The following is a 13,721-nucleotide window of genomic DNA, read 5'->3' on the forward strand; positions in this document are numbered from 1 at the left end:
TCAGCGCGTGGCGCATCCGGATCACCGAGTGACGCCTGCGGATTACCCCGTGGCGCCTCCGGATCACCGCACGGGTTCCGGTGGCCGGCCGGAGCCGGGGCGTCTACCGTGGCCGAGTCGCCCGCTGCATCCGGTCGCACGTCATGGCGGCGCTCGGTCATGGCACTGACCGTACGGCGCCGGTGTCGTTCCTGCCCCCCGGGGTAGGAGCGGCAGGCGGTGGCCCCGGGTGGGTGCCGAGCGGCCGGTGATTGCGTTGCGGGAAGATGGGGAGATGACCGACGTGCCACGTGCCCAGGAGAACAACGACGACTCGAACCCGGCGGGCAACCGTGCCGGCGGTGGCGCCGTGCTGGTGGTCGGCCCGGACGGGCGCCCGGTCGGCACGGTGCCGACGGACGGCGAGACGCCCGGCGAGGACCCGTCGCGGTTGATCGAGCAGCCGGCGAAGGTGATGCGGATCGGCAGCATGATCAAACAGCTGTTGGAGGAGGTCAAGGCCGCACCGCTGGACGACGCCAGCCGGCACCGGCTGCGCGAGATACACCAGCGGTCGATCGTCGAGCTGGAGGACGGGCTCGCTCCGGAGCTGCGGGAGGAGCTGGAGCGGCTCTCCCTGCCGTTCGGCGAGGGCGCCGCGCCGAGCGAGGCCGAGCTGAGGATCGCCCAGGCCCAACTGGTCGGTTGGCTGGAAGGGCTGTTCCACGGCATCCAGGCGGCGCTGGTCGCTCAGCAGATGGCGGCCCGGATGCAGCTGGAGCAGATGCGGTCCGGCGGGCGCCCGGCCCTGCCGATGGGCCCCGGGGGCACCCTTCCGGGCATGCCGGGCAGCACCCCCGGGCAGCCGGGCGAAGGCCCCGGCCCCGGCCAGTACCTGTAAGCCCGCCCACCGGTCGACGTCGGCCGCCGGACCGTGCGGCCACCGGACCCGGGGCCACCGGACCCGGGGCCACCGGTCGGGGTCTGCCGGCCGGGACTCGCCGGCCGCACGGACCGGCCGGTCAGGCCGAGCCGGTCCGCTCGCCTGCGTGGGCGTCCGGGCCGGCTGTCGGGTCCGGGCCGGCTGTGGCGTCCGGTCGGTCGGAGTCGAGCAGCCGTTCCAGGTACGCCGCGACGCCGTCTTCCTCGTTGACCGCCGTGACCTCGTCGGCGATCTCCAGTACGGCCCGGTGGGCGTTGGCCACCGCCACCGACCGGCCGGCCCAGGTGAGCATCGGCACGTCGTTTGGCATGTCCCCGAAGGCGACCACGTCGGCCGGGTCCACCCCGTGCCGGGCGCAGTACCAGGCCAGCCCGGCCGCCTTGGTCACCCCGCCCGCCGAGATCTCGATCAGCCCGCTGTACGACGAGTGGGTCGCCTCGGCCAGCCCGGCCAGCGCCCCGGCCACCACCTTCACGAAGGCGTCCGGATCCTGGCCGGCGGCCCGGGCGAGCAGCTTCACCGCCGGGACCGCGTGCAGGTCCGTGGCGCTCTCCAGGCTGCGGATGTTGGGGTAGCCGTGTTCCCAGTTCAGCGGATAGGCCAGCTCGTGCCGGAACTCCCGGCCGTCGGTGATCTCCACCGCGAAACTCACCTCGGGCACCTCGGCCCGGAGCCGCTGGACCACCTCGGCGAGGAGGTCGGGAGCGAGTGGGTCGGCCCGGAGCACCTGGTCGGTGACCGGGTCGTACACCACCGCGCCGTTGGCGCAGATCGTCGGCAGCGGCTCGGCGAGCTGGTCGTAGACGTGCTGGAGCCAGCGGATCGGCCGGCCGGTGACCAGGACGACGTCCGCACCCTCGGCGGCGATCCGCGACAGCGCCTCGACCGTACGCGGGCTGATCGTCTTGTCCGCGCGCAGCAGCGTGCCGTCGAGATCGGTGGCCACCAGCCGGGGTAGTCGTCGTCCCATCAACGCGAGAGTAGTCGATCGAGGTAGACCGCCACCCCGTCGTCGTCGTTGCGCAGTGTCACCTCGTCGGCGGCCCGGCGTACGGTCGGGTGGGCGTTGGAGACCGCCACCCGGCCCCAGCCCGCCCACTCGAACATCGGCAGGTCGTTGGGCATGTCCCCGAAGACCAGCACCTCGGCCGGGTCGACGCCGAGCGTCTGGGCCACCACGGCGAGCCCGCTCGCCTTGTCCACCCCCGGCGGGCAGATCTCGATGAAACCGAGACCGGCCTGGGTGATCGACGCCTGCTCCGCCGGCACGATCCGGCGGGCCGTGTCGAGCAGCGTGTCCACGTCGTGGTCGGGCGTCCGGGCGAACGCCTTGATCACGTCGCCGGTCAGGCAGTCGAGCCGGGGCCGTGCCTCGAACCGGTCCTGGTAGGGCCAGGTGGCGTCGAAATCACCCCAGAGAGGGGCGTCCGGGGCGTCCAGTGCCTCCACCATCACGGTCAGCGGCCCGACCTCGGCTTCCAGGGCGTGGAGCAGGTTGGCGAGGGTCGTGCCGGGCAGCCGTTCGTCCCGGAGGATCATCGGACCGGCCGGGTCGGTCTGGTCGACCACCCGGCCACCGCCCGCCATCACCAGGAAGTCGGCGGCCCGGATGTCGTTGCGGGTGAGTTCGGCGAGCCGCGGCCCGCGCCCGGTGGCGCCGACCACCGGGATGCCGGCGGCCCGGACCCGGTCCAGCACCTCGTGGGTGTACGCGGAGACGGTCTCGTCGGTGCGCACCAGCGTGCCGTCGAGGTCGGTGGCGATCAGCTTCGGCAACCCGGGTCGGGGCATGGCTCCTCCTCCACCCCGCGACCCGCCGGGCTGGTCAACCGCTGGACCCTGCTGTTGCCTGGGTCTGCCGGCGGTGACGGGGCAGCAACCGTATCTCACCTACCGCGGTCGCTCCATGACTTTTGTGTGAATGCTCTTCGCCGTCAGGGAGATCACTTCGGTTCGAGCACGTCCCGACCGCCGACGTACGGCTGGAGGGCTTTGGGGACCCGTACCGAGCCGTCCGGTTGCTGGTGGTTCTCCAGGATCGGCACCAGCCAGCGCGTGGTGGCCAGGGTGCCGTTCAGGGTGGCAGCCGCCTGCGGCCTGCCCTGTTCGTCCCGGTATCGCACGTTCAGCCGTCGCGCCTGGAAGGTGGTGCAGTTGGAGGTCGAGGTCACCTCCCGGTAGCGGCCCTGCGACGGCACCCACGCCTCGCAGTCGTACTTACGGGCCGCGCTGCTGCCCAGGTCGCCGGCTGCCACGTCGATCACCCGGTACGGCAGCTCGACCTTGGCCAGCATCTCCTCCTCCCAGGCCAGCAGCCGGAGGTGTTCGGCGTGCGCCTCCTCGGGGCGGCAGTAGGAGAACATCTCGACCTTGTCGAACTGGTGCACCCGGATGATGCCCCGGGTGTCCCGGCCGTACGACCCGGCCTCGCGGCGGTAGCAGGACGACCAGCCGGCGTACCGGACCGGCTCGGCCAGGTCCAGGATCTCCCCCGAGTGGTACGCCGCCAGCGGCACCTCGCTGGTGCCGACCAGGAACAGATCGTCGGCCTCCAGCCGGTAGACCTCGCTGGCGTGCGCGCCGAGGAAGCCGGTGCCCTCCATCGCCTCCGGCTTGACCAGCGACGGGGTGATGGTCGGGATGAAGCCGTGTTCCACGGCCTGGGCGACGGCGAGCTGCAGCAGGCCGAGCTGTAGCAGCGCGCCGACCCCGGTCAGGTAGTAGAAGCGGCTGCCGGAGGTCTTCGCGCCGCGCTCGACGTCGATCGCCCGCAGCGCCTCGCCCAGCTCCAGGTGGTCGCGCGGGTTCTCGATCGCGGGCCGGGTGCCGACCTCGCGGAGCACCACGAAGTCGGCCTCGCCGCCGGGCGGGGCGCCCTGCTCGACCACGTTGGGGATCGCGTACTGCGCCCGGCGCAGCGCCGCCTCGGTCGCGCCGACCGCCGCCTCGGCCGCCTTCACCTCGGCGGAGAGCTCCTTGGTCCGGGCGAGCAGGTCGGCCTTCTCCGCCGGGTCGGCCTTGGGCATCCGCTTGCCGAGCTGCTTCTGCTCGGCCCGCAACGCCTCGAAGCGTCCGACCGCCGCCCGCCGCTCCTCGTCGGCCCGGAGCAGGTCGTCGACCACGGACTCGGACTCGCCGCGGGCGCGCTGGCTGGCACGGACGGTATCCGGATCGTCGCGGAGCAGACGCAGGTCAATCACGGGAACCGAGCCTACCGGTGCGCACCCGGACGGGTGTATCGAGATACGGCTCGGCGGGGTCGGTGCGGCTCGGCGTGATCCGAGACACGGCTCAGCGGGTGAAGGGCTTGGTGGGGGTCACGGTCAGGTCGATCGGCGGCGGCAGGCCTTCGTCGTCCTCGGGCTGCTGCGCCGCGTGGGCCGACCCGGGCCGCCGCCACGGCCAGTCGGACTCCTCCGGCGCCGGCCCGGCCGGCACCTCCGGCCCGGCGCCCGGTGCGGCCTCGGCGGCGGGCCGCCGGACGAAACGGCCGGCGAGCAGCAGGGCGAGCCCGAGCCCGCCGGTGCCGACGTACGCCAGGACGAGGCCCTGGCCGTACTCGATGGTCATCCCCTCCAGTTCCCCGTACACCTGCCAGCGGTCGCCGAGGGTGTCCAGGGTGCCGGTGGTGGCGAGCAGGACGCCGAGGGTCACGCCGGCTCCGGCCAGGCCGGCGACCCGCGCGTTGTGGCGTACGCCGGGCGAGCCGAAGAAGACCAGCGCCAGACAGCCGACCACCCCGAAGACCCCGACCAGGTACGCCGTGCCGAACGCCGACATGTCCGCCACGCCGCTGCCCAGGGTGATGGGAGTCTCGGACGGAACGTTCTCGGCCGGCATGGTGGTGACCGCCCAGTCCCCGAGCAGGGAGGCGAAGACCGCCGCCGCGCCGGCGGCGCCGATCACCGGCACCAGCCGGGCGTCCCGGCCGAGCCGGGAGAGCAGTGCTCCGCCCCGCCGGCCGGTACGGGCACGCCCGCCCCACGAGACGATGCTGGCACCCTCCGGTGTGGTCTCTCCGCCGTCGCCCCGGCCCGCCGGCCCCGCCGGATCCGCCGCGCGAGGCGCTCCGTCCTGGCGGGGGACGGATCCGTCCTGCCGGGGGATGGAGACGTCGTCGGGCATCGTTGATCCCTTCCACGGCGGGCTCCTGGATCGATGATGGCACAGCGCCCCTGAGCGGTCCGCCGCCATGCGCCACCGGCGCCGGCCGGGGTGCCCCGCATCCTGGGCGGGTCGTCGCGCCACCGGTAGCTATCGGCTAGCGTCGTCACCATGCCTATCCGCACCGCATCCGCCCGCTGGCAGGGCAATCTCACCGAAGGTTCCGGCGACATCCGCACCGGCAAGGGCGGGTTGCAGGGGAACTACTCGTTCAAGTCCCGCTTCGAGGAGGGCGAGGGCACCAACCCGGAGGAGCTGATCGGCGCGGCGCACGCCGGCTGCTTCTCGATGGCCTTCTCCAAGGCTCTCGCCGACGCCGGCTTCACACCGACCTCGGTCGAGACCACCGCGTCGGTGCATCTCGACAAGACCGACGCCGGCATGACGGTGACCCGGATCGACCTCGACACGGTCGGCGACGTACCCGGGATCGACGAGGCCGAGTTCCACAAGCTGGCCGAGGCCGCCAAGGCGAACTGCCCGATCTCCCGTCTGCTCTCGCCGGGGGCCGAGATCTCGCTGAACGCCCGCCTTTCCGCCTGATCCGGGCGGAATCTCCCACCTTCCACCGGTCGCGGTGGTCACGGCAACTCCCGGTACGCCACCGGCCCTGACCACCGCGGTCCCCGGCGGGGGCGGTGGCACGGCGCGTCCGGTGCGGCACAATTGGGCGGTGCCGGTCGAGATGAGCCGCGAGCGCTTCGAGGAGTTGGTCGCCGAGGCCCTCGACGAGGTGCCGGAGGAACTGCTCAACCTGATGAGCAACGTGGTGATCCTGGTCGAGGACGAGTCGCCGGAGGACGGTCCCGAACTGCTCGGCCTCTACGAGGGCCACGCGCTGACCAGTCGGGGCTGGGACTACGCCGGGGTGCTGCCCGACCGGATCCTCATCTACCGCCGGCCGATCCTGCGGATCTGCGACACCGAGGACGACGTCGTCGAAGAGATCGCGGTCACGGTGGTGCACGAGATCGCCCACCACTTCGGCATCGACGACGACCGGCTGCACGACCTCGGCTGGGGCTGAGCCGGCCGGGTCGCCGGCTTGATCACGGCCCTGACCGGCGGAAAGGGAGCGACCGGTTGCGTAGGTTGCCTACCCTCGATCATCCACCCGTCAGGAGGAAACCATGCGCAGCGCGCTCTTTTCGGCAGAGAACCTGGAAAAGGAGTCCCACCAGCCCGGCATGCGGCTGCAGAACTCCAAGATGCTGAAGATCGAACTCAACGGCGAGGCGATGGCCCGGGTCGGCTCCATGGTCGCGTACCAGGGGCAGGTGCAGTTCCAGGCGCTCGGCTCGGGCGGGCTCGGCAAGTTTCTCAAGCAGAAGCTGACCGGCGAGGGCGTCCCGCTGATGAAGGTCAGCGGTCGGGGTGACGTCTTCCTCGCCGACTACGCCGCCGACGTGCATCTCATCGACCTGGAGCCGGGCGACGCGCTGTCGATCAACGGCTCCAGCGTGCTCGCCTTCGACTCCACCCTCAACTACGACATCAAGGTGGTCGGCGGCGCCGGGATGATGTCCTCGTCCGGCCTGTTCAACTGCGTCTTCTCCGGCCACGGCCGGATCGCGATCACCACCAAGGGCACCCCGGTGGTGCTCAACGTCGACGCGCCGACCTACGTCGACCCGCAGGCGGCGGTCGCCTGGTCGGCGAGTCTGCAGACCGGCTACCACCGGGCCGAGCAACTCGGCCTCGGCACCCTGCTCGGCCGACGTACCGGTGAGGCGTTCACGATGAGCTTCGCCGGCCAGGGCTTCGTGATCGTGCAGCCGTCGGAGGAGCCGCCGATCCAGGGGGCGGGCCGGCAGGAGCAGAGCGGCGGCGGCGGGCTGCTCAACCAACTGCTGGACTGACACGACCGGAGCCGGAGGCGTCGTGGGGCGCCTCCCGGCTCCGCGTCCGAGGGGTCCGGTTCAGAACCAGCCGTACCGGCGTCGCGGCCAGAAATCAGCCGCAGTGGTGAGAGGTCAGGAGCGGCGGCCGGAATCAGGAGAGTTCGCCGGCGCGGAGCCGGACCAGCCAGGCGGCGGCGTCGGCGTAGTCGACATCGGAGAGCCCGGCCGGCGCCGGGACCGGCTGTTCGGCCGCCGTCGTGCTGCTGCGGTGCCTCGGGTACGACCCCAGGAAGCGCACGTCGGCACAGATCCTGCGCAGTCCCTGGAGCGCCTCACCGACCCGGTCGTCGGCGACGTGCCCGGTGCAGTCGAGAAAGAAGGCGTACCGGCCGAGCGCCTCGCCGGTGGGGCGTGACTCGATGCGGGTCAGGTTGACCCCGCGTACCGCCAGCTCCATCAGCACGGAGAGCAGCGCGCCGACCCGGTCGTGCGCGATGTAGACGGCGAGCGAGGTCAGGTCGTCGCCGGTCCGGGGCGGCGGCGGACCCGGCCGGCCGAGCAGCACGAACCGGGTCACCGCATCGTCGTGGTCGGCGATCTTGTCCGCCAGTACGGTCAGCCGGTGCCGGCCGGCGCTGATCGGCGCGCAGACCGCGGCGTCCTGCTGCCCCTCGGCTGCGGCGGACGCCGCGGCGGCGTTGGAGAGCACGTCCACCACGGCCGCGTCGGGCAGGTGGTCGCGGAGCCAGCCCCGGCACTGGGTCGACGCCTGCGGATGGGCGGCCACGGTCCGCACCTCGGCGATGCTCCGGCCCGGCGGGGCGGCGAGCACGAACTCGACCGGCAGCACCACCTCGCGCGTGATCACCAGAGGCTCGCCGTCGACCATCTCGTCCAGGGTCACCGCCACGGCGCCGCCGATGGAATTCTCCAGGGGGACCAGCGCGGCATCGGCATCGCCGGCCCGGACCGCGTCCAGCGCCTCCGGCACGCTGCGGGCCGGGGTACGGGTGCCGCGCTCGGCGGCGGGAATAGTCCGCAGCGCCTGCTCGGCGAAGGTCCCCTCGGGCCCCAGGTAGACGAAGCGGGTCGGCGGCGTTCCGGGCATACCGTACAGCCTACAAACCGGTGACCGGCGGAGGCGCGTCACACGCCCTCGACCGGAGCGCGGGCGGTGCCTCGGTGCGGACCGGGATGTTGCAGACGTCGGTGCCGGCGGTGACCAGGCGGAGGTTGCCGGGCCGGCCCCTGGTCACCGCCTGCAACGGCTCCCGGCCGGCCATCGTCACGACGCTGTACTGCCAGTCCTCGACGCAGAGCGGCCCGGTCTGGAAGGTTACCCGGCCGGAGCGGGGCAGGTTCGCGGAGCGGCGGAGCAACGCGGTCACCTGGTCCTGGCTGGGCCGGCCGCCCGGACAGGAGACCAGCGCGGTGGGGCTCGGCGTCGGCGACGGCGGGAGCGTCGGGACGGAGGAGGGTGGCCCGCTGGCGGTGACCGTCGGGGTGGGTGCCGCCCGGGTGGGGGTGGCCGGTGGGTCCTCGAGCTCGGGCGGCACCCCGCAGGCCGTCACGGCGAGGCAGCCGGCCAGGGCCAGGCAGCCGAGCAGGGCGCGGACGGCGTGGGAGCCGCTGGTGGCGTGGGAGCCGTTGGTGGCGTGGGAGCCGCTGGTGGCGGGGAGGGGCGACGGAAGACGGAGCACGGCCGGATCCTCAGGGCATAGACGGCTGCCGTGGGTGGTGCGGCGGATGGCCCGCCCATGGTAGGGCGTCGGGATGATCGACCGGGCTTCAGGTCGGGAAGCCCCGGCACACCTCGGAGACGAGGGCCGTCACACCTCGGAGAAGAAGGTGAGAGAACCGGCGACCAGACCGTCGGTGAGGACGGGGGTGGAGATCGCGTCGACCGTGGCGTCCGCGTGCTCGTCGTCGGGGCAGCGCACCCGGAGCAGCCCTCGGGCCAGCCGACCCGAGTGCAGGGCGAGCAGCGGCGGAATTCTCTCGACGTCCTGCTCGGTCAGGTCGCCCCGCGCGGCGGTGAAGTCGAGCAGCCGCAGGTCGCTGCCGAGCAGCGGCCGGCCCAGCACACTGATCGGGCTGCCGAGGCCGAGCAGTTGGCAGCAGGAGGACGAAACGGCTGAGATCACGGTGTCCCGGTCGATCAGCAGGCACGGCTCGGCGGCCGTCGACACGGTCTCAGACCAGCGGGTGAAACCGTCGACACCACCGGATCCGTCGGCGTTGTCGAAACCGGTCGGCCCGTGTTGCAGCGACGAGGCCCCCGGCGTCGGAAACGCCTCCGAGATCGAGAGTTCGACGTGGGCCACCGCGCCTCCTAAATGCCGCACCGCACGCCCCACGCTAGCCGGTGGATGCGGGGAGCCGCGACTCCCGTGATCCACCGGCCGGTCGGGGCCGTCCCCAGCCCCCCGCCCCGGCGGCCCATCCGCCACGCCCCCGGGCGGCGGTCGGGCGCCGCCCGACGGGTGGCGTCGGCGGGAACGCTACCGGCGTCCGGCGGGCTTGTCAGCCGCCGTTCGGCCCTCCTCGTACCACCGGTAGTCCGCCGCCGAGCGGTACGGCGCGTTCAACCAGGTGGCAGGGGACTGGGCGACCCGGGACAGCTTCTCCGCGGTGGCGGCGCTGATCCGGTTGCCACCTGCGACGAGCAGCCGGTCGAGCTCCCGGTGGGTCGCCACCAGGCACTCCTTGGGCAGTCCGTAGACGCTGATCACGCCGGAGCCGACGAAGGTCAGCACCGGAGTGACCGGGATCGTCAGGCCGACGGCGTTGGAGAGCGCCTTGGCGGCCCGCTTCGCGTCCCGGCGCGCCTCCGACACGTACGCCGGGCGCTTGCCGTTGATCTGCACGACATCCCCGGCGATCAGGACCCGGGACCGGCCGTGGTCGGCCACGGTGACCGCGAAGAGGCCGCTGGGGCCGATCGCGAGGAAGCCCGCGCGCTCGTCCCGGGACCGGTAGTCCAGGTCGAGCAGGCTGGACTGGGTCAACTCGGTGCGGGGCCACTCGACCACGTGCCACGACGGGCCGAGATGGTCGAGCCGGCTCAACGCCCGCGCTCCGGCCGCCTCGATCCGGCGGGCGTCCCGCTCGGCGCGGCGCCGCCGGGCCCACTCCATCGGGGTGGGACGGACGGCGTCCAGGGTGGGGGGTTGGTTGACCGGCGCGGGTGGGAGGGCCCGGGCGGACGGAACCGCTGAGCGTGCAGAGAAGACAGTCATCGTGACCTCCGGCAAAAGGTCCCTCGAAGTTATCTCCTCACTACGGTACGTGGCCAGACCCGGGGGGCGGCAAGTTGAAGCGCCGGAGTGAGTACGGATGAATGCCCCATTCATCCGAAGCCGTTTTTCTCGGATGGTGCCAACTCCTGGCCTACGCTGCCCTGATGAGCCATTTCGTGGACAGCGAGGTCGGCCGACTTGGCACTGTTCTTCTGCATCGTCCCGGACCTGAACTCGCCCGACTCACGCCCCGGAACAACGGCTCGCTGCTCTTCGACGCGATCCCCTGGGTCGGCCGGGCACAGGAGGAACACGACGCCTTCGCCGCCGCCCTGACCGAGCGCGGCGTCGAGGTGCTCTACATCGGAACCCTACTCGCCGAGACGCTCGCCGTCGCCGACGCGCGGGCCGAACTGACCGAACGGGTCCTCGACGACGCCCGACTCGGCGACACACTGCGGCGCCGGGTCGCCGAACACCTCTCGTACCTCGATCCGGCCGCCCTGGCCGGGGTGCTGATCGCCGGTCTCGCCCACGAGGAACTGCGGCTCGGCGGGCGCGGCGGCGGCCTGGTCTACCGGCTGATGGACCGGCTCGACTTCGTGATCGACCCGCTGCCGAACCTGCTCTTCACCCGTGACTCGTCGGTCTGGATCGGCGACCACGCCGCCGTGACCAGCCTCGCCATGCCGGCCCGGGGCAGGGAGACGAGCCTGACCGACGCGATCTACCGGCACCATCCCCGGTTCGCCGGTACGCCCTTCGTCTACGGGCCCGGGCTGGAGCATCTGGAGGGCGGGGACGTGCTGCTGCTCGCCCCGGGGGTGCTCGCCGTCGGGGTCGGCGAGCGGACCACTCCGGCCGGGGCGGAGCGGCTGGCCCGCCGGGTCTTCGACGCCGGACTGGCCCACACCATCCTGGTGGTGCCGATCGCCCAGGAGCGCGCCACCATGCACCTGGACACGGTCTGCACGATGGTCGACGTCGACGCGGTACTGATGTATCCGAACATCGCGGACACGCTCTCGGCTTACACCGTGGTGGCCGGCGACGACGGCGGAATCCAGCTCGACGGGCCGGCGCCGTTCCTGCGCGCGGCGGCGGACGCGATGGACCTCGACACGCTGCGGGTGATCGACACCGGTCTCGACCCGGTGACCGCCGAGCGCGAGCAGTGGGACGACGGCAACAACACCCTGGCGCTCGCCCCCCGCCTCTGCGTCGCGTACGAGCGGAACGTCGAGACCAACGCGCAGCTCGAACGGGCCGGCATTGAGGTGATCCGGATCGCCGGGTCCGAACTCGGCTCGGGCCGGGGCGGCCCGCGCTGCATGTCCTGCCCCCTCGTCCGCGAGCCGCTGCGCCCGGCGGCGGGCGGTCCGGCGTCCGGCTGACGGCACGGACCCGCCCCGGCCGCCGAGGGGAAGGCGGCGGACCGGGGCGGGTCGCTCGGGTGATGAGGCGGGTCAGCGGCGGCGCGGCAGCCAGTGCATGAGCTGGCTGACGATGAGCGCGGGGTGCGTGTCGGGAAGCTGGTGCAGCGCACGGGCGAGGTGGGCGCCGAGATACATCAGCAGTCCCACCCGGTCGCCCGCGAAGCCGAGGAGCAGGGCCAGCCGGGCCTGCGGGCACGGCCAGGGATGCTCACACTCGCAGCAGTCGTAGCTCCGGGTCGGGGTGTGCCCGGCGGTCGCCTCCCGCTCCCGTTCCCGCTCCCGTTCCTGCTCGCGCCTGCGGCGTCGTGCCGCGAACCGCTCCCACCGGACCTGCGGCCCGATCACCGGTCACACCCGCACGCCGCGCCAGGCGCGGTGCTGCTGGGCGCGGTGCTGCTGGGCGCGGTGTTCCTGCGCGGGGGTGAGGTCGCCCGCGCGGCCGTTGGCCAGTTGGGAGCGGGTCGGTGCGTCCCAGGCGGGTCGATGGTTGGTCACCCGGGGTCGCTGCGGCGGAGGCGGGACGTCCGGCATCCCGGTCAGTCCGGTTGGCCCGGTCGGTCCTGTTCCGGGCGGCTCGACCGACGTGCACAGGGCCGGTGGTCGATAGGGCGCCGGCACCAGAACCGACGAGTCCGGGCAGCGCCACCGGTGACCACATCGGCAGTACCGCCACAAGCGCCACCACGCGGGTCGATGCCGGGGCCTGATCTTTCGAGCAAGTCTCATGTCTCCGCTGCCTTCCGTCGGCGAGATGGGACGGGGACGGCGCCGGTCCGGAGACCGGCACCGCCCCCGTGGGCGCACCACCGGGTGGAAGGTCACGGGGGCCGGCGGGGCGCTTGCCCTCCACCGTGGACTTCTGACCTGTAGTAGCGGAAGATGTGCAGACAGCAATATAGATGTCTATTGCATCCCCCTCTGCACATCGGAGTAGTACATGAATGAATTGCGGGAAGTTCTCAGAAGGCACCGGGTCGCGCGCCGCATGACGCAGGCGCAACTCGGCCGGGCGATCAAGGTGAGCGCGTCGCTGATCGCCGGGATCGAGCAGGGCCGGTTCATCCCCCGCCCCGAAACGGCCGCCGCGTTGGACGAGTTCTTCGGCACCGAGGAGGAGATCCAGGAGGCCGCCGTCTCGGCCAAGAAGGACGCCCGACCACCCTGGCTGCGCCCGTGGACGGAGCACGAGGAACGCGCCACCCTGCTCCGCTGGTGGGAACCGCTCCTCCTGCCGGGCCTGCTCCAGACCGAGGAGTACGCCCGCGCCGTACTGCGCGGCGGCTGGCTGTCGGACGAGGTGGTCGACCGAGGCATCCAGGTCCGGCGGGACCGGCAGGCCGCCACGGTGGACCGTCCCTCGCCCCCGAGGCTGTCCGTCATCATCGGCGAGTTCGCACTGCTCGCCGGTCCGCCGGAGGTGCGGCACGAGCAGGTGAAGCACCTGTTGGACATGAGTCAACGCCCAACGGTGCAGGTGCTCGTGGTCCCCCGGTCCGCCGGTCTGCATGCCGGTTTGGCCGGAGCCTTTGTGCTGGCCACGCTCCCGGCTAGCCGCCGGGCCGGCTATGTGGACGACCAGCTTCAAGGCCGCGTGGTGACGGACGGGGGAGATCTGGACCAGTTGGAAATATCGTGGGAGATTGTCAGCGGGCTGGCCCTACCGGTGCAGCCGTCCAGAGAGCTTCTGCAGAGAGCGATGAACGACGATGACTGACGTGACACCACGGTGGCGAAAGAGCACCCGTAGTAGCTCTAACCAGGGTGCGTGCGTCGAGGTGGCCGACAACCTGCCCGGCCGGGTCCTGGTTCGGGACAGCAAGGACCGCGACGGTGGCACGCTGAGCTTCGGCCCGGCGGGCTGGCAGGCGTTCGTTGCCCTGGCGAAGCGGAGCGGTCGGATCGGCTGACCGCCCTAACACAGCGAAAGTGGCCCTCGGCTCGTCGCCGGGGGCCGCTGTGCGTTCCGGCACTGCCATCGCATTCAACATATGAAGGGGACACGATGGCCGCGAGCATGGGGAGGTACTTCTCCCCGGAAATCGATATCGCTCGCGTTGATGATCAGATCCCGCTTACCACCAGTCGATCATCGACAAACCTGTCAGGCGCCCTGGCAGGG

17 protein-coding genes are annotated in these 13,721 nt (G+C 72.2%); 7 read left to right on the plus strand and 10 right to left on the minus strand.

The features are described from left to right. The first annotated feature begins 274 nt into the window (after positions 1–274). Entirely contained in the window at positions 275–880 is a 606-nt protein-coding gene (locus ACN28C_RS05955; RefSeq protein ID WP_422772561.1) for a bacterial proteasome activator family protein, read from the plus strand. Positions 881–1,001: 121 nt separating this feature from the next. On the opposite strand, the gene ACN28C_RS05960 is transcribed toward ACN28C_RS05955, so the two are convergent. The 4 genes from ACN28C_RS05960 to ACN28C_RS05975 all read right to left on the minus strand — a co-directional run bounded on the left by ACN28C_RS05960 (position 1,002) and on the right by ACN28C_RS05975 (position 5,047). Then, complete coding sequence (locus ACN28C_RS05960) at positions 1,002–1,892, minus strand: HAD family hydrolase (RefSeq protein ID WP_422772562.1); 891 nt, start codon at positions 1,890–1,892, stop codon at positions 1,002–1,004. After that, the gene (locus ACN28C_RS05965) at positions 1,892–2,713 is read right to left on the minus strand and encodes an HAD family hydrolase (RefSeq protein ID WP_422772563.1); all 822 of its coding nucleotides are present in this window, start codon (positions 2,711–2,713) and stop codon (positions 1,892–1,894) included. The genes ACN28C_RS05960 and ACN28C_RS05965 overlap by 1 nt, the downstream gene beginning before the upstream one ends. 152 nt (positions 2,714–2,865) lie before the next feature. Further along, on the minus strand, positions 2,866–4,122 hold the full coding sequence (gene serS, locus ACN28C_RS05970) for a serine--tRNA ligase (protein WP_422772564.1): 1,257 nt from the start codon (positions 4,120–4,122) through the stop codon (positions 2,866–2,868). 91 nt (positions 4,123–4,213) lie between these two features. Further along, positions 4,214–5,047 carry a hypothetical protein gene (locus ACN28C_RS05975; RefSeq protein WP_422772565.1) on the minus strand — a complete coding sequence of 278 codons (834 nt, stop codon included), beginning with the start codon at positions 5,045–5,047 and terminating at the stop codon, positions 4,214–4,216. Between the two features lie 150 nt (positions 5,048–5,197). On the opposite strand from ACN28C_RS05975, the gene ACN28C_RS05980 reads away from it, so the two are divergent. The 3 genes from ACN28C_RS05980 to ACN28C_RS05990 all read left to right on the plus strand — a co-directional run bounded on the left by ACN28C_RS05980 (position 5,198) and on the right by ACN28C_RS05990 (position 6,945). Next, positions 5,198–5,629 carry an OsmC family protein gene (locus ACN28C_RS05980; RefSeq protein ID WP_422772566.1) on the plus strand — a complete coding sequence of 144 codons (432 nt, stop codon included), beginning with the start codon at positions 5,198–5,200 and terminating at the stop codon, positions 5,627–5,629. Positions 5,630–5,771: 142 nt separating this feature from the next. Then, complete coding sequence (locus ACN28C_RS05985; RefSeq protein ID WP_422774544.1) at positions 5,772–6,113, plus strand: metallopeptidase family protein; 342 nt, start codon at positions 5,772–5,774, stop codon at positions 6,111–6,113. A 103-nt stretch (positions 6,114–6,216) separates the two neighbouring features. After that, positions 6,217–6,945: an AIM24 family protein gene (locus ACN28C_RS05990; protein ID WP_422772567.1), complete on the plus strand. Its 729-nt coding sequence runs from the start codon at positions 6,217–6,219 to the stop codon at positions 6,943–6,945. Positions 6,946–7,078: 133 nt separating this feature from the next. Here the strand turns inward: ACN28C_RS05990 and pheA are convergent, their stop codons facing one another. The 4 genes from pheA to ACN28C_RS06010 all read right to left on the minus strand — a co-directional run bounded on the left by pheA (position 7,079) and on the right by ACN28C_RS06010 (position 10,166). Next, positions 7,079–8,035: a prephenate dehydratase gene (pheA, locus tag ACN28C_RS05995; protein WP_422772568.1), complete on the minus strand. Its 957-nt coding sequence runs from the start codon at positions 8,033–8,035 to the stop codon at positions 7,079–7,081. A gap of 10 nt (positions 8,036–8,045) precedes the next feature. Further along, on the minus strand, positions 8,046–8,627 hold the full coding sequence (locus ACN28C_RS06000; RefSeq protein ID WP_422772569.1) for a hypothetical protein: 582 nt from the start codon (positions 8,625–8,627) through the stop codon (positions 8,046–8,048). 129 nt (positions 8,628–8,756) lie between these two features. Then, positions 8,757–9,251: a hypothetical protein gene (locus ACN28C_RS06005; protein ID WP_422772570.1), complete on the minus strand. Its 495-nt coding sequence runs from the start codon at positions 9,249–9,251 to the stop codon at positions 8,757–8,759. 177 nt (positions 9,252–9,428) lie between these two features. Beyond that, a complete protein-coding gene (locus tag ACN28C_RS06010) occupies positions 9,429–10,166 on the minus strand; it encodes a hypothetical protein (protein ID WP_422772571.1) in 738 nt (245 codons plus the stop codon). A gap of 164 nt (positions 10,167–10,330) precedes the next feature. On the opposite strand from ACN28C_RS06010, the gene ACN28C_RS06015 reads away from it, so the two are divergent. After that, entirely contained in the window at positions 10,331–11,560 is a 1,230-nt protein-coding gene (locus ACN28C_RS06015; protein ID WP_422772572.1) for an arginine deiminase, read from the plus strand. A gap of 72 nt (positions 11,561–11,632) precedes the next feature. Here ACN28C_RS06015 and ACN28C_RS06020 read toward each other — a convergent pair whose 3' ends face one another. Then, entirely contained in the window at positions 11,633–11,947 is a 315-nt protein-coding gene (locus ACN28C_RS06020; protein WP_422772573.1) for a hypothetical protein, read from the minus strand. A gap of 3 nt (positions 11,948–11,950) precedes the next feature. Then, positions 11,951–12,097, minus strand: coding sequence for a hypothetical protein (locus tag ACN28C_RS06025; RefSeq protein ID WP_422772574.1), 147 nt, complete (start codon positions 12,095–12,097; stop codon positions 11,951–11,953). Positions 12,098–12,539: 442 nt separating this feature from the next. Here ACN28C_RS06025 and ACN28C_RS06030 point away from each other — a divergent pair, with 442 nt between their 5' ends. Beyond that, a complete protein-coding gene (locus tag ACN28C_RS06030; protein ID WP_422772575.1) occupies positions 12,540–13,316 on the plus strand; it encodes a helix-turn-helix domain-containing protein in 777 nt (258 codons plus the stop codon). Further along, positions 13,309–13,509: a DUF397 domain-containing protein gene (locus ACN28C_RS06035; protein ID WP_422772576.1), complete on the plus strand. Its 201-nt coding sequence runs from the start codon at positions 13,309–13,311 to the stop codon at positions 13,507–13,509. Before ACN28C_RS06030 ends, ACN28C_RS06035 begins: the two co-directional genes overlap by 8 nt. Positions 13,510–13,721 lie beyond the last annotated feature (212 nt).

Origin of the sequence: Plantactinospora sp. WMMC1484, assembly GCF_049315195.1 — a bacterium.
Classification (GTDB): Bacteria; Actinomycetota; Actinomycetes; order Mycobacteriales; family Micromonosporaceae; genus Plantactinospora.